The sequence below is a fragment of the Microcoleus sp. S13_C5 genome, from assembly GCF_036700845.1.
Lineage (GTDB): Bacteria > Cyanobacteriota > Cyanobacteriia > Cyanobacteriales > Microcoleaceae > Microcoleus.
The window spans coordinates 34,658-55,278 of the sequence record NZ_JAUBPR010000009.1; the positions used below are offsets into that span (position 1 = coordinate 34,658).

Genomic DNA, 20,621 nt, shown 5'->3' on the forward strand with positions numbered 1-20,621 from the left:
TTAATCTTAATTTAAAATGTGTCATCAGCCATTGTGCCACAAATTATCCGCCATTCTGCCTAGACACCGGGTGGGAGCGCGCTAAAATTAGATAATTTCCGCAAGGAGGCGACCGGGATTTGTTAGAAAAATCAACAATTAGCTTAAAATCGATGAAGAGGTCCACTAATTGAACCCATGAGTCAGACCATCCCAGAACTCCAAAAAGAAGTCCGCGCGCTGCAAGCAGAAGTTACCGCCCTGCAAGAGTCGCTGGAAAAACTTGGCGTACAGCGCTCTGAGTGCCGAGTGGCAGTCAGTTTTCCCAAAAATAATACTCCTGAAGCCATTGCTGAGTTCCACCAGCAAACTGCTGCTTTTGGGGAGCAGTGGTTGCAGCAAATCCAGGAAATTGACCGAGAGACTAAAAATATTGAAAAGCAACTGCAGCCAAAACAGGCTTTACTCAATTACAAACAAGGTGAACTAGACAAATTGCTGGCCGGAAAGCACTGGCAAGAAGTAGAAAACGACGTTCAAACCGGGGAAAAACGCTTGCAAGCACAAGCTCGGAGAATCAATCAAGCAGCAGCGCAGCTAGAGGCAGAGATTCAAGCTTTAAAAGCACTGTACGATCAACTCAATCCCAGTTATTCCGAGTGGTTTCAACAACCAACTCAAATAGTGGAATTTTCGGCCAAAACTATTCCTTATGCTTTTCCCAGCAGCAGCGGGTTGCTCCTGGAGAATAAGGAGATTGAGTGGGAAAAAAAGTAATTTTGGCTTGTGAATGTTAAAGGTAAATTAGTAATTTGAATGCCGCCGTCGAACGCTCCAATAAGCAAGACTGATTCGACGGCAACATCCCAGGGATTTTACCTGCTTTTTTACAGAAAAAATACAAAACTGCCTCTGGCGCAGTTAATTTTAAGATTTTTGAGTTTCATTTCTTGAAACAGGTTTATTTTTAACTCGGGTGTCAATCTAAAATCTAAAATATAACAGTTCTGGACGCATCAACCGGGTTTTACGAAAAGACTTTGTTGCAGCCCTCGCTTCCGCTAAAAAACGCGGTTGATGAGAGCGAGGAGTGCGTAAGCCGTGTCTAAAATCTCAAATAGACTTACTGATGAAACAATTGATTTGGATAGCGCTATTTATTATGGTTGCGATGGCGGCTGTGGGTTGGCGTTCTGACTCGTGGCAGCGGCTGTCGGGTGTACCCGCAGTTTCGAGCGATCGCAATATCCACATTTCCCAAAGCCCGTCTCCCTCACCGCTTTCTATTGAAAAAAATGCTGTTTTTGAACCCCAAATTGACCAATCTCGCTTGTGGAAACACGTCGATAGTTTAGCAGGAGAACGCGAGGGAGAACGATCTCGTTCTTTTACTAGAGACTACATTTCCAAACAACTGCAAACATTAGGATTTTCCCCAGAGTTGCAGCCGTTCGATCGCGGAATCAACGTCTTCGCTGAGAGAAAAGGTACTGACTCAAATGCGGGTGCAATTTTAGTGGCAGCACACTACGATACTGTACCAAACTCCCCCGGGGCTGACGACAATGCGACGGGAGTTGCAGTAGTTTTAGAAGTAGCAAGATTGCTGGGTTCTCGTCCCACACCTCGGACACTGCAAGTAGCTTTTTTCGACAGGGAAGAGATTGGACTTTTAGGCAGTTTAGCATTCACCGGTAGCGACGCGCGGTTAAAAAATTTGCAGGGTGCGATCGTCCTGGATATGGTAGGTTATGCCTGCCACACGCCCGGATGCCAGCGATATCCCGAAGGATTGACAGCGCAACCTTTTCTAGAAGCATCGGGAGTAAAATCTCCCGACAAAGGCGAGTTTATCGCTGTGATTGGGGATGCGGAACATCCGCTGCTATTGAAAAGTTTTGCAGAGTCTGGAAAAGCCGATTTGCCTGCGGTGGTGGCGCTGCCGGTTCCCCTGAAAGGGTTGCTGACTCCTGATGTTTTACGCAGCGACCACGCGCCTTTCTGGTATAAAGGAATTGGTGCTGTGTTGGTGACGGATACTGCAAATTTGCGATCGCCCCACTATCACCAATCTAGCGATACATTAGCAACTATCGATCGACCTTTTTTCGCCGGTTCTGCTCAAGTTGTTGTCAATGCCGTGGCTAAATTATTGGAAATTAGGTAATTGGTAATCGGTAATTCTACTCGTTACCAGGCTCGGCCTGGTAACGCATATCCGGAGGCTCTGCCTCCAATTTTCCCACACAAAGCAAGCGAGGCAGAGCATCTGGGCATCGGTTCCTAGGCAGAGTCTAGGAACCAGCTAAATAACTAATAAGTAATAACAAATGACTAACAAAGAAAGCCTGCAACGGCATTTACTGCAACTAGACAATCGAGGCTACAAAGGCTACAAAGACATTCAAGGTAGTTACGATTTTTCCGAATTCACATTAATTATTGATTACGTGCAGGGAGATCCATTTGCTTCTCCCAGTAAATTTAGAGTCATAGTTCCCCCCAACATTGCTCAAATTCCCCGCGAACTTTTAAACTCTCGCAGTCGAGAAATAGCCTTGCGAGATTACCTAACTCGCCAGTTTGACAAAGCAGCACACAGCATCAGCAGCAAACGCGGTACTGGGAAAAGCGGTATGATTGCAGTGACTCGCTTCGGACAAGAAGTTTTAGAGCGAACTTCCGCATTTATTACCCCCCCAACCCCCCCTTACCAAGGGGGGGCAAAAATCTCTATATCCCCCCCTTACCAAGGGGGGGCAAAAATCTCTATATCCCCCCCTTACCAAGGGGGGGAATTAGGGGGGGTAGAACTGCGATTTGCCGTCGGACTTCCAGCGGGCGGGCGCAGTATCTTAGGGCGACAAGCTGCTGAAATGCTGTGCGAAGATATTCCGCAAATTGTCAGCAATTCTCTGAAGTATGCTAACTTAAATGCTGCGGAATGTCGCCGTCATGTTGAAACTGTAGAAGATGCTGACTGGCTGCGGCAGCAGTTAGCTCAAAACGGATTAATTGCGTTTGTTGCTGACGGTTCTATTTTACCCCGCCGCAGCGGTGTTGACAACAGTCCTTTGTTAAATAATGCTGTGGCTTTTCAGTCGCCACCGTCGTTAAAGGTTGAGTTTAATTGTCCGAATCGCGGTTGGATTTCCGGTATGGGTATTCCCGCTGGCATTACTTTGATTGTTGGGGGCGGCTATCACGGCAAATCAACTTTACTCAGGGCGATCGAGTTGGGAGTTTACAACCGAATTGCGGGAGATGGTCGGGAATTTGTGGTGACTAATCCGGCGGCGGTTAAAATTAGAGCGGAAGATGGCAGAAGTGTTGCGGGAGTTGATATTTCGCCTTTTATTAACCACTTGCCACAAGGTAGGGATACTGCACAATTTTATACTGAGAATGCTAGTGGTAGCACGTCGCAAGCTGCTAATATTATTGAGGCTTTGGAATTAGTCGCTTCTTCAGAAGAGAATTTAGTGCCTGTTTTATTGGTGGATGAGGATACGGCGGCGACGAATTTTATGATTCGCGATCGCCGAATGCAGGAACTCATCGCTAAGGATAAGGAACCGATTACGCCGTTTATTGATAAAGTGAGACAATTGTATGCGGATTATGGCGTATCGACTATTTTAGTAATGGGGGGAAGCGGCGATTATTTTGATGTGGCGGATACTGTGATTGCAATGGATAATTTTCAAGCATACAATGTAACGGTGAAAGCTAAAGAAATTGCTAAGAATTACTCGATTAGCCGCGCTGCTGAAGGGGGAGAAAATTTTGGTGATATTACTCAAAGAGTGCCGATTCCTGCTAGTTTAGATCCGAGTCGAGGACGGCGAGATGTGCGGGTGAAGGTGCGGGATGTTGATGAATTGGCTTTCGGAACTGAGGAGATTGATTTGGGTTCTGTTGAGCAAATTGTGGACAGCGGACAGTTAAGGGCGATCGCTGCGGCAATGGTTTATGCTAAGCAGCAATACATGGACGGGGAACGCACTTTGTCGGAAATCATAGATTTGGTGATGGCAGATATTGACGCGCAGGGAATGGATATTTTATCGCCTTTTCCTGAAGGGGATTTTGCCATGTTTCGGCGCTTTGAATTGGCGGCGGCAATTAATCGGCTTCGCAGCTTGTCGGTTGTTGCTAAGTAGACTTGCTTAATATAAGTGGATAGTTGCCTTACTTTTGATATGCTGACAAAAGTGAGTGCAAAAACCGCGATTGAAGTATGACAGGCAATATAGGACAACTGACTGCTTTAAGCGATCGACCTTATTTAGTATTAAGCAATCAAGGCGAGGTTTTACAGTTAGAGTTAAAACAGCAGCAGCACGTATTGGGGCGCGATCGCACTCGTGCTGATTTAGTCATTCCCGATGCTTGGCGGGCAGTTTCGGGCGTTCACGGTGTTTTGCGCCAAATTGGGGATAATTACTGGATTTACGACGGTGACGGGCAGCGGCCGAGCACTAATGGCTTATTTGTCGATCGCACTCGCATCACTCCCAATGACGGTTATTGTCTGAAAAACGGCACAGAAATTAAAATCGGTCTCGATCCTCAAAATCAAGTTTTGCTGACTTATTTTAATCCGCTGGCGAATCAGGTTGCTGTCCCTAGCAAGCAGTCAATTCTTCTTAAGAATCGGTCGGTTTTGTTGGGCCGCGATCCAAACGCTTCGCTGCAATTAGATGCGCCGCTTGTTTCTAGACGCCACGCCACAATCGACCAAGACAGTCGCGGTAATTATATTTTGCGAGACCACAGCGTTAACGGGGTTTTTGTTAACGGTCAGCGAGTGACAAATTCTGTACAGTTGTCCGAGGGAGATGCAATTCGGATCGGCCCGTTTACTCTAACTTACCGCAGCGGTGAGTTGCAGATGCAAGACTCGGGCCATCAAATTCGTTTGGATGCTGACAGTCTGGTGATTCCGAAGCGTTTGGATAATATCACTTTGGCGATCGAACCCGGGCAGTTTGTGGCTTTAGTCGGCGGTAGCGGTGCGGGTAAATCTACTTTAATGCGGACGCTTTTAGGGATCGAAAAAACTACTAACGGCGCTGTGTTTCTCAACGGCGACAACCTACGCCAAAACTTCAATATTTATCGCAATCAAATCGGTTACGTGCCTCAAGATGATATTGTACACGCAGATTTGACAGTAGAAGAAGTCTTAAGTTATGCAGCTAAATTGCGCTTACCTCCCGATACAGATGTCAAGCAGGTAGTCGCAAAAACTTTAGAAGATATTGAAATGACTCACCGTCGCAAGGCTTTGGTAAAACAGCTTAGCGGCGGACAGCGGAAGCGGGTCAGCATCGGAGTTGAACTGTTAGCAGACCCGAAACTTTTCTTTTTAGACGAACCGACTTCAGGACTCGATCCGGGTTTGGATAAGAAGATGATGCAACTGCTGCGAAAGTTGGCAAACCAAGGCCGGACGGTGATTCTGGTGACTCACGCGACGGCAAATATCACGATGTGCGATCGTATTGTTTTTATGGGTCGCGGCGGACGCCTTTGTTACTTCGGTCCGCCTAGGGAAGCGCTCGATTTTTTCGATGTCAAAACTGGCGATTTTGCCGACATTTACAACGAATTAGAGACAGGAGAAACCAACGTTCTAAGCTGGGCAGAAAAGTTTAATAAATCTCACTACTATCAGCGCTATATTGTCAACCACTTCAGCACAGGCCAGGCTAATGCAAAAATACCTTCTGCACCTTCTGTACCAAAATCTCAATCTTTTGTAAAACAACTCGTTTTGCTTGCCCAGCGCTATTTTCAACTCGTTTCCCGCGACTTAGTTAACTTGAGTTTAGCTCTTTTAACGGCTCCAATAGGCATTAGTTTGCTGCGGCTAGCCGTCAGAGATAAAGACCCATTAATTGGCGCACCGGAGGCAACTTTAGCACCTTTAGCGCTCAGAGTTTTATTTGTATTTACCTGCGCGGCGATTTGGGTAGGACTGGCAACTTCTCTGCAAGAAATTGTTAAGGAATCTGCTATTTATCTGCGCGAACGTTTGGTCAATTTAGGATTGTTTGCTTATTTAGGTTCAAAAATATTTATACTTTCTGGTTTGGCAGTATTGCAAACACTGTTAATGGTAGGAGTTATTCTGATTGCTTTTAAATCCCCCGAACCGAGTTTTATTTCCTGGGCGATGGGGGCAAGTATTACCACATTCCTAACTTTAATGAGCTGCATAAGTCTCGGATTAGTGGTTTCCGCGATTGTTAAAAATAGCTCTCAAGCTAATAGCGCTTTGCCTCTATTATTGCTGCCTCAAATTATTTTTTCTGGAGTTTTGTTTAAGATGGAAGGTGCGGCGAGCAAGTTTTCTTGGCTGATGTTAAGCCGCTGGTCTGTCGGTGCTTACGGCTCTTTAGTTAATGTGAATGGGATGGTTCCCGCACCTACTACATTGCCGGATGGGAGCATACTTCCTCAGCCGTTTGAGCCTACTCCTGTTTACGATCCAACCTGGGAGAATTTGAGTTTAAATTGGGCTATTTTGTGCGTGCATATTTTCGTTTATTTGATGTTGACTCTGTGGTTGCAGAAGCGGAAAGATATTCTATGAATTATTGGCTGATGAAGTCGGAACCGGATGTTTACAGTATTGCGGACTTGAAGGGCGATCGCACTTCCATTTGGGATGGCGTTCGCAACTATCAAGCGCGCAATTTTATGCGAGAAATGAGTCGGGGAGATTTAGTATTTTTTTACCATTCTAATACTAAAATACCGGGAATTGTCGGCTTAGTGCGCGTCGTGGAAGCTGGGATTGCTGATCCGAGTCAGTTCGATATGAATAGCGAATATTATGATCCTAAATCGCCGTTTGATGCTCCTCGCTGGCAAACTGTGAGAGTGGAGTTTGTTGAGGAATTTGCTAAATTAATATCTTTGGATGAACTGAAACAAAAGTTTAGTGCTGATGAGATTTTGCTGGTGAGGAAAGGCAATCGGTTATCGGTGATGCCGATATCTGAAAGTGCGGCACAGAAGATTTTGAAGATGAAGTAGGAGAAAAGAGGAAAATAGATGCGGATGTCGAGCCGTATAGTGAGAATATGAGATTTAAACTGATTATATTATTTGGAGTTTTCGATGATTAGCCGTCGCCTGTCCCACCTGCAATCTCAAGTCCAAGGCTACTACGATCAACTCGCTTGCCAGGAAACAGCGAAACGGTTGGCTGAAGACGCGCAAAAGGTACGGATCCAGCAGGGAATTGATAAACTGAAAGAAGAACTCGGTAGCGTTGAACGAGACTATTGGCTGCGCTGGCAGGCGGAAATTGCCGGATTGACGATTCCCCCCGAAGCGGATGCGGAAATAGTTGTGAGTCAATTGGTGCAGGAAGTGGAGTTTATGGAGATTGAACCTGCGGTTCAGAGTAATGCTGAATTGATGAAGGTGTTACAGGAAATCAAAGCGGAATTGAGTAAGCCGGGAATTCCGGCGGCGGGAAAACTCAAAGCAGCGATTCCGTTGTTGCCGGGAGTAATTTCCTATGAGATGGAATTGGATACGGAAGGATTGTTGCGGCGGGTATTTCCCACGTTTTGTACCTTTGCAGACAAACTAAAAAAGTAACGCCCTCCGAAATAACCCGAACTTCGGGGGGGAGCCCGCAAAGGACAACAAGGCTTTGGCTATTTGCAGGGGCGATGGGGTTATTGAGTCTCGGTGGTAGCGGTATAGGTTTGCATTTTCTACAACCTCAGTTATCACCTCTATGTCTGATACAACACTGCGAACAAAAAAACCAAACTGTAACGGTTCTGTTAGCGGAGTTTGATGGGGTGGATGCGAAAAATTATCGCGTCACAGAAACGATTTTACAGAATTTGCAGGATGCAACTAAAAATTACCCAACCGTGAAAATTCAGCCCCTCAAACAAGCGATTAGTCAGCAGGAAGGTAAAGATAAAGCGCGGGAATTGGGCAAGAATAAAAAGGCGGATATTGTGATTTGGGGTTGGTATGGCAAGACGCAGCAGAAAGCAGCAGTCAGCGTGAATTTTGAGATGCTTTCAGCAGCAAAGGATTATATCGATGTAGGTAAGCAAGTGCAGGGAGAAATTCGCACAATGGCGGTGGCTGCGCTAGAAAGTTTTGAGATACAAGTCAATTTAGCAGAGGAACTGAAATATTTAACGTTGGTGACATTGGGGGTGTCTGCTTATGCAGCGGATGATTGGGATAATGCTATTAAGCAACTAACGGAAGCACTTTCAGTGGCTAAACCAAATAAAGCTGCACTTGACCCAGCCACTATCTATTTCTATCGCGGCATTGCTTACTACTATAAAAAGGAATACGATCGCGCCATTGCCGATTACAATCAAGCCCTTCTACTCAATCCTAAAAATGCAGCAGCCTTCAACAATCGCGGCATTGTTTACAACGATAAAAAGGAATACGCTCGCGCCATTGCCGATTCCAATCAAGCCCTTCTACTCAATCCTAAAAATGCAGCAGCCTTCAACAATCGCGGCAATGCTTACGACAATAAAAAGGAATACGCTCGCGCCATTGCCGATTTCAATCAAGCCCTTCTACTCAATCCTAAATACGCAGGAGCCTTCTACAATCGGGGCAATGCTTACAAGAATAAAAAGGAATACGATCGCGCCATTGCCGATTACAATCAAGCTCTTCTACTCAATCCTAAATACGCAGAAGCCTTCAACAATCGGGGCAATGCTTACAAGAATAAAAAGGAATACGATCGCGCCATTGCCGATTACAATCAAGCCCTTTTACTCAATTCTAAATACGCAGCCGCCTTCAAAAATCGCGGCAGTGCTTACAACGATAAAAAGGAATACGCTCGCGCCATTGCCGATTTCAATCAAGCCCTAAAACTCAATCCTAAAGATGCAGAATCTTTCTACAATCGCGGCAATGCTTACTACTATAAAAAGGAATACGCTCGCGCCATTGCCGATTTCAATCAAGCCCTTCTACTCAATCCTAAATACGCCTATGCCTTCAACAATCGCGGCAATACTTACTACGATAAAAAGGAATACGATCTCGCCATTGCCGATTACAATCAAGCCCTTCTACTCAATCCTAAAGATGCCTATGCCTTCAACAATCGCGGCAATGCTTACTACTATAAAAAGGAATACGCTCGCGCCATTGCCGATTTCAATCAAGCCCTTCTACTCAATCCTAAAGATGCAGAACCCTTCTTTAATCGCGGCAATGCTTACGGCAATAAAAAGGAATACGATCGGGCCATTGCCGATTTCAATCAAGCCCTTCTACTCAATCCTAAAGATGCAGCAGCCTTCTACAGTCGCGGCATGGCTTATGAACTCAAAGGCGACAAAGTAAAAGCAATTGAAAGCTATCGCCAAGCTTTAGCCGTCGCTCAATATCCGCAGGTGAAGGAGTTGGCCCAGCGGAAGCTGGAAGAACTGGAAGGGAAGTAATTTTAAATTTTAGATTAAAACTAGAAAGGATATTCTATTTTACTTAGTCTACTTAATCCCAGCTATGATATAATTAGTCATCCGATTTTGTATATGAGTCTGAGGATGAGACGTTAATTTTAGAATCGGTTGAGTTTCAGATTAGTTTAAGAGATATTTACGATCCCATAAAATTTGAGATTCTTGAATGAGGATAATCTAAGAAATCAGGATACGGCAATGCCGTTTCCCTACAATGAATCGGGGTAGGGACACGGCAATACCGTGTCCTCTATCATTTCGGTGTCTTAACTAAAGACCGGCCGCACAAACTGCGGCTCCAATTAACCCTACATTATCATTTAAAACCAATCTCACCGGCATCATTTCTAACAGCGAATCCATCCGGCCTTTGTGGGTAAAAGCTCGCATAAAACCCCCTTCTTGAATCAGTGGCAAAATTTTAGGAGCGATGCCGCCAGCTATGTACAAACCACCGTAAGGTAAAAGTGTCACAGCCATATTTCCTGCAACAGCACCGTAAGCTTCTACAAACATTTGCATTGTTTGTTCCGAAAGCCGATCGCACTTTTTGAGTGCCGCCTGTGCAATTGTCGCCCCCGGATCGACCGTCTTCTCCGTTTTCCCGACTTCTGACTCCCATTGTTTGATAATTTCTCCTACCTCCGCTGATTCCGGCGCAAATTTTCTGTCCCGCAAAAACTGGTAAATTGCCACAATTCCCTGTCCCGAAACGACTCGCTCGATCGATATTCTGGGAATGTCGTGTTTTGCTAACAAATAATTCAGCAATTCAAACTCTAACTCCGATCGCGGCGCAAAGTCACCGTGTCCCCCTTCCGAAGAAAAAACCCTCACCCCATTTACGTCGGGAATTGCAAAACAATTTCCCAAACCAGTACCCGCACCAATCACAGCAATTGGAGCGTGTTGTTGGGGTTTTCCAACTTGCAAAGTGTGCAAATCTGTAGCATCCAAACCGCACACGCCGTAGCCAACCGCAACAAAATCATTAATTAAACTAACGTGTGATATTCCTAATTCCTGTTCCAGACGTTTCGCATCCAGCCTCCAAGGCAAATTAGTCAGTTTTGCAGTGTTGTTAACCACCGGGCCTGCGATCGCAAAACAAGCTTTTTCAGGCAATGGCGCAAAATCCAATTTCATAGCAGCTTCCGTCCAAAACTGCTGCACCATCGGTACTAAATCGGGAAACTCCCCGCTCGGATAGCGGAACTCGTAAAGAGCGTTCATTTCACCGTTAACTGTCCTTTCCACTAAGCGCAAAATTGTCTTAGTTCCGCCAATATCGCCCGCTAATAATAATGCCATAAATCTCTTTTTCCACCAAAGATAACATTCCCCATTTAAACACCCACAGTATTAATTGCCAACCAAGCCCGCAGCACCTCAGCCACAGTCCAAGCTTGAGCCGTGCAGCCCCGCGGCGAGTGGGGGGCGTCGCCCTCAAAAATTTCGCTCAGATTGCCAACTCCGTCGGCTTTTATATGATGTGCCATCGGTTCGAGGAATTCGCGAGCTTGTGCAGGGTCTTTGTATACGTGCAAGTGCGCCAAGACAAACGGGCCAATCAGCCAGCCCCAAACTGTGCCCTGGTGGTAGGCGCTGTCGCGCTGCAATTGGTCGCCTCCGTATGCGCCGCGATACTGCGGGTGCTGCTGCGACAGGCTGCGGAGGCCGACAGAAGTTAGAAGCTGTTGAGCGCAGCCGTCCACCACGCCGCGCTGCTGGATGGGTGTCAGTAAGGGTGTATAGCGGTGGGTTTCCTTTGCCCGCAGTCCCCTTGCTGATAAAGAGTTCGGAGGCGGATACCCAGTTAATAGGGGCAAGGATACGGCGAATATTTGGTTGGGCCGCAGCGAGGCATCGTGTCCGTCTGGGCCGTCGAGAACGTCGTAACAGTAACCGGTTGAGGCGTTCCAGAAACGAGTGAATCCGGCGGCCGTTCGATCGCCCAATTGCTGGTATTCATTGTGAGGCTTGCCCAATTTTCGAGCAAAACTTGCCATAGCTTGTATAGCATTGTACCAAAGCGCGCTGAGTTCGATCGGCTTACCAATCCGAGGCGTCACCACCCAATCGCCGATTTTCGCATCCATCCAAGTCAGTTGCACGCCCTTTTCGCCGGCGTAGATTAAACCGTCATCGGGATCGAGGCGAATATTATACCTAGTTCCGTGTATATGCCAGTCAACAATCTCACATAACGTCGGCCAGAGTTCGCTCAAAAGTTCGTCGTCCCCCGTGGCATCGATATAAGCGCGAATAGCCTCAAAGTACCACAGAGTGGCGTCTGCGGTGTTGTATTCCGGTTCGCCGCCCGCATCCGGGAAGCGGTTCGGCAGCATCCCCCGATCGACATACCGCGCAAATGTCCGCAAAATCGATCGCGCAATTTCCCATCGCCCGGTACAGATTGTGAGACCGGGTAGGGCGATCGTCGTGTCGCGCCCCCAGTCGCTGAACCAGGGATATCCGGCGATAATCGTTTTGCCTTCGGGTTCCTCCGGTAGCGGGCGGCTGACTATAAATTGGTCGGCGGCGAGCACTAAGTGATTGATCCAGTCGGGAGATTCGCTCACTTTTGACCAGTTTTGCAGCAGTTGTTGGTCATAAGTGCGACGCTCTTCTAAAGCTGTACCGCCGTTGAGTTCGGTATTTTTCTCGGTGCTGGCTATCAATGTGAGAGACTGTCCCGGTGCGATCGTCATGTGAAAAGTCGCCGCGTGCAAGTGATCCTCGCAGTAGTCCAATCCCCGCCGCTTTTCGGCTGCTAGGTCAAATCCGTAATGCCAATTGTATAAAGGCGTAGAAACTCGAAAATTCGCGTCTGGTTCGGCATCCGTCAGCAGGTACAGGGGTACAGACTTGGGAAATGCAGTCACGCAAACCCCGCTTTCCAAGGTTTGTAGGCTCATCTGCCAGTCGCCGGCGCTCGTGGTGTGGTGGTAGTCGCGGTAGTTGATCAGGGCTTTGACAGCGAGGGCGATCGGTTGTGAGGCGCGGTGTAAGCGGTATTGAATATATGTTGTGTTAGCACCTTGCTGCATCCAAATCCGCTTTTCCAGGATAGCGTCGGCGAGAGCAAACCTCCAAACAGGCGTCGTGCCTTCTAGGTGAAAGCTTTCGACGTATTTGTAGCCGTGGGGTTCCATCGTCGCGTCGGCCCAGCGGTTTGTATAAAGCGGATAGGCGCGATCGTGATACACAGCCGTCTCGTCCAGCTTGGCGAGCATCAAAGTGCGTCCCAGCGGGGGTTTGAGGGCGGCTATCAGCAAGCCGTGATAGCGGCGGGTGAGGAGATTTGCGATCGTCCCGCTAGCGTAACCGCCGATCCCGTTTGTGACCAACCACTCGCGAGACTCCGCCGAGTCGAGATTGCAGCAGATTTCCCGTCCAAAAGCCATAACCATAAAAACACACTCGCGCTGATTTTTGACCTACCTTTAGGTAGATTTTCGACATGAGATCAACCAGAAATATTAACGCTTGCAGGCCGTTAATTTGGCGATCGGCCCCGTGCCCATTCCTGCTCTAATTTCGGCCTCACCAACTGCTACTTTTGCCCCTTACACAATTTTAGCCTTTGATGCCTCTGTCTAAAGTTAGTTGTTTGTTATATTAAGTAATATTACCGTCTAAACAGGCGCTGAACGTTAAGGGCAAGCATTTGATAGCGCGTCGGGCGATCGAACTACCAACCTATTTTATAAGGAGAACAGCTCAAAGTGAAGATAGGAGCAAATTACCTCGGCAATAACCAATGTAAATTTACCGTTTGGGCGCCCACCCTCAAACAAATCGCAGTCCAAATTGTTTCCCCAAAAAACCGCCTGATACCCCTGCAACAATCGGCAGAAGGTTATTGGCAAACCACAGTTACAGACATCGAACCAGGAACCCTTTACACTTACCAAATCGAAGGAAAAACCGACCGACCAGACCCAGCCTCAAAATATCAACCCCAAGGCGTACACGCTCCGTCGCAAGTAATAGATCAAAATATTTTTACTTGGACTGACACAAATTGGCAAGGCGTGCCGCTAGCCGAAATGATTATTTACGAACTGCACGTCGGCACATTCACCCAAGCCGGAACATTTGAAGCAATAATTCCCCAGCTAAAACAACTTAAAGAATTGGGAATCAACGCCATCGAAATAATGCCAGTAGCCCAATTCCCCGGCGAGCGAAACTGGGGATATGACGGCGTATATCCCTACGCAGTTCAAAACTCCTACGGCGGCCCCGAAGGCTTCAAAACGCTCGTCAACGCCTGCCACGAACACGGCATTTCAGTAATTCTCGATGTAGTTTACAACCACCTCGGCCCCGAAGGAAATTATCTCAGGGACTTCGGCCCCTACTTTACCTCAAAATACGGCTCAATTTGGGGAGATCCCCTCAACTTCGACGACGCCTACAGCGACGGCGTGCGTAACTACTTTCTTGAAAATGCTCTATACTGGTTTCGAGACTATCACATCGATGCCCTGAGATTAGATGCAATTCAAGCAATATTTGAAGTAGGTGCAAGACCTTTTTTACAACAACTATCCGATGCCACAGCCGATATTTCCCAAGAACTAGGACGGCAACTTTACTTAATAGCCGAAAGTGACTTAAATGATGTCCGCACTATACGTCCTAAAGAACTCGGTGGCTTTGGACTAGACGCCCAATGGTGCGATGATTTCCACCACGCACTGCACGCCTTGCTCACCGGAGAAGACGACCGATACTACCAAGATTTCGGCAAATGCGAACACTTAGAAAAAGCCTTCAAAGAAAGCTTTGTTTACTCCGGCCAGTACGCCCCCCACAGAAAGCGGAAACACGGCAATTCTGTTAAGGATGAACCGGGTCATAAATTTCTGGTGTTTGCCCAAACCCACGACCAAATCGGCAACCGCATTTTGGGAGACAGACTATCCAAAATAGTTGACTTTGAAGGATTGAAACTTGCAGCAGGCACTGTCTTAATTTCTCCCTACATTCCCTTCTTTTTTATGGGAGAAGAATACGGAGAAGAAGCACCGTTTTTTTACTTCGTTTCCCACTCGGACGAAAACTTAATTGAAGCTATCCGCAAAGACAAACAACAAGAATTTAAAATCTTTGAAGGCCGAGGCGAGTTTCACGACCCCCAGAGTCCTGAGACTTTCGATAAGTGTAAGTTAAACTGGGAAAAACAAACCGAAGGCAAACACAAAATCCTTTGGGAATGGCATCAACATCTGATTCAACTGCGGCGGACAATACCAGCCCTTAAAAAACTCGACAAAAACAGTCTAGAAGTGTCCAGTATTGAAGCCGAAAAAATCTTATTTCTACGTCGATGGACAGATGACAGCCAGATATTCTGCATTTTAAACTTCAACAGGCAAGAGGTAGCTTTTACAGCTACACTGCCCCAAGGCAACGGTCACAAAATTTTAGACTCTGCTGATGAAAAATGGATGGGTTCAGGTTCTAGCTTGCCTGAAAAGATAACTTCAGAGCAAAAATTGACCATTAAACCGCAGAGTTTCGCACTCTATGAATTAGAATAATTAAAAGTCGAGGCAGAGCCTCAAATACAGGCGTTCCTAGGCAGAGCCTAGGAACAAGAAACGGGAGGCAGAGCCTCTCTCATTCCCAGGCAGAGCCTGGGAATGCAGTTCAGGAGGCTCTGCCTCCTATATTAAAAAAGAAAACCCTAAAAAACCCGGAGTAAAATTAACATGATGAGAATTCCCACAACAACTTATCGGATTCAATTTCATGGAGGTTTTAACTTTGAAGCCGCCAAACAAATCCTTAGCTATCTGGAAGATTTAGGAATTACCGACCTTTACGCTTCACCCATATTTAAAGCCAGAAAAGGCAGCTCTCACGGATACGATGTCGTTGACTCAAATCAGCTCAATCCCGATTTGGGAACATCAGAAAATTTTGAAGGTCTCACATACGAAATCAAGAAACGGAACATGGGATGGCTGCAAGATATTGTCCCGAATCACATGGCTTACGACACTCAAAATTTGCTGCTGTTAGACGTATTGGAACACGGGCCCGATTCCGACTATTTCGATTACTTCGATATTGAATGGAATCACGCTTACGAACATCTCAGGGGTCGAGTGCTGGCTCCACTGCTGGGCAATTTTTATGGAGAGTGTCTGGAAAATGGCGAGATTCAACTCAAATACAGCGAAATTGGGCTGACTATCAATTATTATAGCTTACAATTGCCAGTAAGAATTGAATCTTATGCTAAATTTATCAGTCATAATTTGGGGCATTTAGCCAGGGAATTAGGCCGACGCCATCCAGATTTTATCAAGTTTTTAGGAATTCTTTATTTAATTAAAAATACCCCCTCAGAAACTAAAGGTAAAACCAGATACGATCAGATAGCTTTTGTCAAAGGACTGCTGTGGGAACTCTACAATCAAAATCCCATCGTCCAGGAATTCATTGATGAAAACATCAAATTTTTTAACGGAGAAAAGGGCAATCCCGAAAGCTTTAATCTGCTAGACGAATTGCTTGCCGAGCAGTTTTACCGTCTGGCTTTCTGGAAAGTGGGGGCCGAAGAAATTAACTACCGAAGATTTTTTACGGTAAACGAACTTATTTCGGTAAAAGTTGAAGAGATTAAAGTTTTTCACAAAAACCATGCTCTGATATTCGACATGGTTGATGAGGGAAAGTTTACCGGATTGAGAATTGACCACATCGACGGACTGTACGACCCCACCGAATATTTGAAACGCCTGCGGGAGAAAGTCGGAGACACTTATATTACTGTTGAAAAAATTCTGGAACACGAAGAAGATTTGCCGTCATATTGGCCGATTGAGGGAACTAGCGGCTACGACTTTTTGAATTACGTAAACGGCGTTTTTTGTCGGTGCGATCGCGAGCAGCAATTTACCGAAATATATCAGAGATTTACTCGCTTGACTGTTCCCTACGAACAGTTGTTTTTAGATAAAAAAGGACTGATTGTTGAGAAAAATTTGGCTGGAGATGTAGACAATCTAGCTCAACTTTTGAAGAATATCTCCGGTCAATCGAGACAGGGAAATGACTTTACTCGTCCAGGTTTGGAAAAAGCATTGGCTGCTGTTTTGACGATTTTTCCAGTCTACCGAACTTACATCAATCAAGACGGTTTGAGAGAGTCCGATCGCACTTACGTAAAATATGCGATCGCCCATGCCAAAGAACAAGTACCCCGACTCCTCAAGGAACTTAAATTTATCGAAACGGTGCTGTTACTCGAAGAAGAAGAAACTCTCACACCAGAACAAAAAGAGCAGCGCCGGCACTTTGTAATGAAACTCCAGCAGTTGACAGGCCCATTAATGGCAAAAGGCGTTGAAGACACCCTTTTATACGTCTACTATCGGCTTTTATCCCTCAACGAAGTGGGAGGAAATCCCAGTCAGTTCGGCGTGTCGCTGGTAGATTTTCACGAGTTCAACCAACAGCAGCAAGTAGCTTGGCCGCACAAAATGAATGCTACAGCTACCCACGATACCAAACGCGGCGAAGATGTGCGAGCCAGACTTAACGTTTTGTCAGAAATTCCCGATGAATGGGAACAGCAAGTCAGGTCTTGGAGAGAGGTAAACTCTTCTAAGAAAGTCAACTTTGTGAATCGAATGGTTCCAGATACTAATGACGAATACTTCCTGTACCAAACTCTGCTAGGCAGTTTTCCCTTTGAGGGAATTGAAAACACTGATTATGTCCAGCGCCTGAAAGATTATGTGATTAAAGCTGTCCGTGAAGCCAAAGTTTATACGGCTTGGCTGAGACCGGATAACGACTACGAAGCTGGTTTTATGACCTTTGTCGATAGCGTTCTCGAACTTTCGGAACAAAATCAGTTTCTCAACAAATTTAAACCTTTCTGGAAAAAAGTAGCTAATTACGGAATTTTCAATTCTTTATCTCAAACGCTGCTGAAAATCACTGCTCCTGGCGTTCCAGACATTTATCAAGGGACGGAATTCTGGGATTTAAGCCACGTCGATCCGGATAACCGCCGTCCCGTTGATTTTGACCGCAGAATCGAGGTTTTGCGGGAAATTAAAGAGCGATCTCAGACTGAGATTTTGCAACTAATTGAAGATTTGATTGCGACGCGAGAAGATGCGAGAATAAAGTTATTTTTGACGGCAAGAGCGCTAGAAGCGAGAAAAAAATACTTGCAAGTTTTTCAATCTGGCGACTATGTGCCCCTGCAAGCAGTTGGCACTTTTAAAGATAATGTTGTTGCCTTTGCCAGAAGCTTTGAAGATACTACAGTTATTGTCATTGCTCCCCGGTTTTTGACGGTAATTGTCAAACCGGAAGAAATGCCGATCGGCAAACAAGTCTGGAAAGATACTAATTTGAAATTATCCGAGCAAATGCCGTCGGTTTGGAAAGATGCAATTACAAATCAGGCGGTAGAAAGTAACGGTACGTTAGCAATTGGTGAAGCTCTGAGCTACTTTCCTGCAGCTCTGCTGATCGGTGAAAGATAGCAATTAAAAGCTGGAAAATTATTGAATTTTCCGAAATTCCCAGAAGGCGGACTTGAGGCTCTGCCTCAATAATATATTCCTTCCCAGGCACAGCCTGGAAGTAAACGGGTAGGGATAGGGCATTGCCGTGTCCCTTTTCAGAATTGATATTAAACCTGATTTGAAGTCAAAAAACCGATCGCCCGAACCCGCCCAACAAAATTTATACAACAAAGACGGCAAATACAACACAACGTATACGGTTTGCCACAATACCCGAATCGATCGCACACCGTACATTGGGAAGAGTAAAGAAAAGCAGTCAACAACTGTAGCGGTGCAAGCCTCACGGATGCAACCGTCCCCCAACAGGTTCGGTAAATACCCCTTCATCGCAAGGTCTACCGCCCGCAGTATAGAGATCAGCACCCTATCGAAGACTGTATTAAAGCAGGACTCACTACCCGTAAACCGCGAGGTAAAATCGCAGTCCTGAATAACCAGACTATCGCACAGATAAAACACCAAAATTTTGTAGAGATTGGAGCCGGAACACCCCTATGGGAAAAGTAGTTGGAATTGACTTAGGTACGACAAACTCCTGCGTCGCAGTTATGGAAGGCGGCAAACCCACCGTCATAGCCAACGCCGAAGGGGGTCGCACCACACCTTCTGTAGTAGCATATGCTAAAAATGGCGATCAACTTGTCGGACAAATCGCCAAGCGTCAAGCCGTGATGAACGCCGAAAACACCTTTTACTCAGTAAAACGGTTTATCGGCCGTCGGGTTGATGAAGTAGCCCATGAAACCACTGAAGTTTCCTACAAAGTCCTCAAAGTTGGCAACAGCCTCAAACTGGACTGTCCCGCCCGTGGCAAGCAATTTGCCCCAGAAGAAATTTCTGCACAAGTTCTCCGCAAACTCGTAGAAGACGCCAGCAAATACCTGGGCGAAACTGTCACCCAAGCGGTAATTACTGTTCCCGCTTACTTCAACGACTCCCAGCGCCAAGCTACGAAAGACGCGGGAAAAATTGCCGGTATAGAAGTGCTGCGGATTATTAACGAACCTACAGCAGCAGCTTTAGCTTACGGATTAGATAAAAAGAGCAACGAAACCATCCTCGTATTTGACTTAGGTGGCGGTACTTTCGACGTATCTATTCTCGAAGTAGGCGACGGCGTATTTGAAGTGCTAGCAACTTCTGGAGACACTCACCTCGGCGGTGACGACTTCGACAAAAAAATCGTCGATTACATCGCTAACGAATTCCAAAGAGCCGAAGGCATTGACCTTCGCAAAGACAAACAAGCACTGCAACGCCTGACGGAAGCCGCCGAAAAAGCCAAGATTGAGCTTTCGAGCGTTACCCAAGCAGAAATCAACCTGCCCTTTATTACCGCGACTCAAGACGGGCCAAAACACTTGGACACGACTTTGACGCGGGGCAAGTTTGAAGAACTCTGTTCAGATTTGATCGATCGCTCCCGCATCCCCGTAGAAAATGCGATCCGCGACGCCAAATTAGACAAATCTGCAATTAATGAAGTCGTCTTAGTTGGTGGTTCTACCCGCATTCCTGCGGTGCAAGAACTGGTCAAAAAAATCCTCGGCAAAGAGCCCAACCAAACGGTAAACCCGGACGAAGTGGTCGCAGTCGGTGCAGCAATTCAAGCCGGCGTACTCTCCGGCGAAGTCAAAGACATCTTGTTGCTCGACGTTACTCCGCTGTCTCTCGGCGTCGAAACCTTGGGTGGCGTGATGACCAAAATCATTCCCCGCAACACCACTATTCCTACCAAGAAGTCGGAAACTTTCTCGACTGCTGTAGACGGCCAAACAAACGTGGAAATTCACGTTTTGCAAGGCGAACGGGAAATGGCGAATGATAACAAGGATTTGGGAACCTTCCGCTTAGATGGAGTTCCACCAGCCCCCCGTGGCGTACCTCAAATTGAAGTTACTTTCGATATCGATGCTAACGGTATTTTGAATGTAGCTGCTAAGGATAAAGGTACTGGCAAGGAGCAATCGATTAGCATTACTGGTGCTTCTACTTTGCCCAGCAATGAAGTCGAGCGCATGGTGAGGGAAGCCGAATCGAATGCTTCTGCTGACAAGGAACGCCGCGAAAGGATCGATCGCAAAAATCAAGCTGATTCTCAAGCCTATCAAATCGAGAAGCAGTTGGCAGAATTGGGCGATAAAGTTCCCGCTGATGACAAAACTAAGATTGAAGGGTTGCTTAAAGACTTGCGATCCGCGATCGAGAGTGAAGATGACGATCGCATCAAGACACTGACAACCGAGTTGCAGCAAGCATTCTACGCTGTCAGCAGCAACCTGTACCAGCAAGCAGGCGGCCCAACTGATGGCCCTGGCGGCCCTGGTGGCCCTGGTGGCTATGGAGACGGCGGCCCCACTGGCGGCGGCGACGACGTGATTGACGCCGACTTCACAGAAGGCAACAAATAACAGGCTAAATTAAAAGCCCCCAGCTAGAAGCAAGAAACCCGGTTTTGAACAGAAACCGGGTTTCTGTTCGTTCAAAAACAAACCAAAGCCGATCGACTAAAATTACTAAAAATCTTGCTTGAGGCATAGAGACAAAACTATAATATGCTTCAACAAATATCATAAACTAGCAG

12 protein-coding genes are annotated in these 20,621 nt (G+C 46.4%); 10 read left to right on the forward strand and 2 right to left on the reverse strand.

Annotated elements, in window-relative coordinates:
* The first annotated feature begins 177 nt into the window (after positions 1-177).
* From QUA04_RS04435 to QUA04_RS04465, 7 genes are all read left to right on the forward strand, one after another.
* Positions 178-756 (forward strand): hypothetical protein, encoded by a 579-nt coding sequence (locus QUA04_RS04435; protein ID WP_333254138.1) that lies wholly within the window; start codon positions 178-180, stop codon positions 754-756.
* A 352-nt stretch (positions 757-1,108) separates the two neighbouring features.
* Positions 1,109-2,146 (forward strand): M20/M25/M40 family metallo-hydrolase, encoded by a 1,038-nt coding sequence (locus tag QUA04_RS04440; RefSeq protein ID WP_333254140.1) that lies wholly within the window; start codon positions 1,109-1,111, stop codon positions 2,144-2,146.
* A gap of 163 nt (positions 2,147-2,309) precedes the next feature.
* A complete protein-coding gene (locus tag QUA04_RS04445; protein ID WP_333254142.1) occupies positions 2,310-4,142 on the forward strand; it encodes an ABC-ATPase domain-containing protein in 1,833 nt (610 codons plus the stop codon).
* A 77-nt stretch (positions 4,143-4,219) separates the two neighbouring features.
* The gene (locus QUA04_RS04450) at positions 4,220-6,580 is read left to right on the forward strand and encodes an FHA domain-containing protein (protein WP_333254143.1); all 2,361 of its coding nucleotides are present in this window, start codon (positions 4,220-4,222) and stop codon (positions 6,578-6,580) included.
* On the forward strand, positions 6,577-7,026 hold the full coding sequence (locus tag QUA04_RS04455; protein WP_333254145.1) for an EVE domain-containing protein: 450 nt from the start codon (positions 6,577-6,579) through the stop codon (positions 7,024-7,026). The genes QUA04_RS04450 and QUA04_RS04455 overlap by 4 nt, the downstream gene beginning before the upstream one ends.
* Positions 7,027-7,110: 84 nt before the next feature.
* Positions 7,111-7,599 (forward strand): hypothetical protein, encoded by a 489-nt coding sequence (locus tag QUA04_RS04460; RefSeq protein ID WP_333254147.1) that lies wholly within the window; start codon positions 7,111-7,113, stop codon positions 7,597-7,599.
* Positions 7,600-7,673: 74 nt separating this feature from the next.
* Positions 7,674-9,449: a tetratricopeptide repeat protein gene (locus tag QUA04_RS04465; protein ID WP_333254149.1), complete on the forward strand. Its 1,776-nt coding sequence runs from the start codon at positions 7,674-7,676 to the stop codon at positions 9,447-9,449.
* A 291-nt stretch (positions 9,450-9,740) separates the two neighbouring features.
* On the opposite strand, the gene QUA04_RS04470 is transcribed toward QUA04_RS04465, so the two are convergent.
* Together QUA04_RS04470 and QUA04_RS04475 are read right to left on the reverse strand one after the other, a co-directional pair.
* A complete protein-coding gene (locus QUA04_RS04470; protein ID WP_333254151.1) occupies positions 9,741-10,781 on the reverse strand; it encodes a glucokinase in 1,041 nt (346 codons plus the stop codon).
* Between the two features lie 35 nt (positions 10,782-10,816).
* A complete protein-coding gene (locus QUA04_RS04475) occupies positions 10,817-12,883 on the reverse strand; it encodes an amylo-alpha-1,6-glucosidase (protein ID WP_333254152.1) in 2,067 nt (688 codons plus the stop codon).
* Positions 12,884-13,198: 315 nt separating this feature from the next.
* Here QUA04_RS04475 and treZ point away from each other — a divergent pair, with 315 nt between their 5' ends.
* The 3 genes from treZ to dnaK all read left to right on the forward strand — a co-directional run bounded on the left by treZ (position 13,199) and on the right by dnaK (position 20,448).
* The gene (gene treZ / locus QUA04_RS04480; RefSeq protein WP_333254154.1) at positions 13,199-15,022 is read left to right on the forward strand and encodes a malto-oligosyltrehalose trehalohydrolase; all 1,824 of its coding nucleotides are present in this window, start codon (positions 13,199-13,201) and stop codon (positions 15,020-15,022) included.
* A gap of 174 nt (positions 15,023-15,196) precedes the next feature.
* Positions 15,197-17,992: a malto-oligosyltrehalose synthase gene (gene treY / locus QUA04_RS04485; protein WP_333254224.1), complete on the forward strand. Its 2,796-nt coding sequence runs from the start codon at positions 15,197-15,199 to the stop codon at positions 17,990-17,992.
* A gap of 539 nt (positions 17,993-18,531) precedes the next feature.
* Complete coding sequence (gene dnaK, locus QUA04_RS04490) at positions 18,532-20,448, forward strand: molecular chaperone DnaK (protein ID WP_333254156.1); 1,917 nt, start codon at positions 18,532-18,534, stop codon at positions 20,446-20,448.
* Positions 20,449-20,621 lie beyond the last annotated feature (173 nt).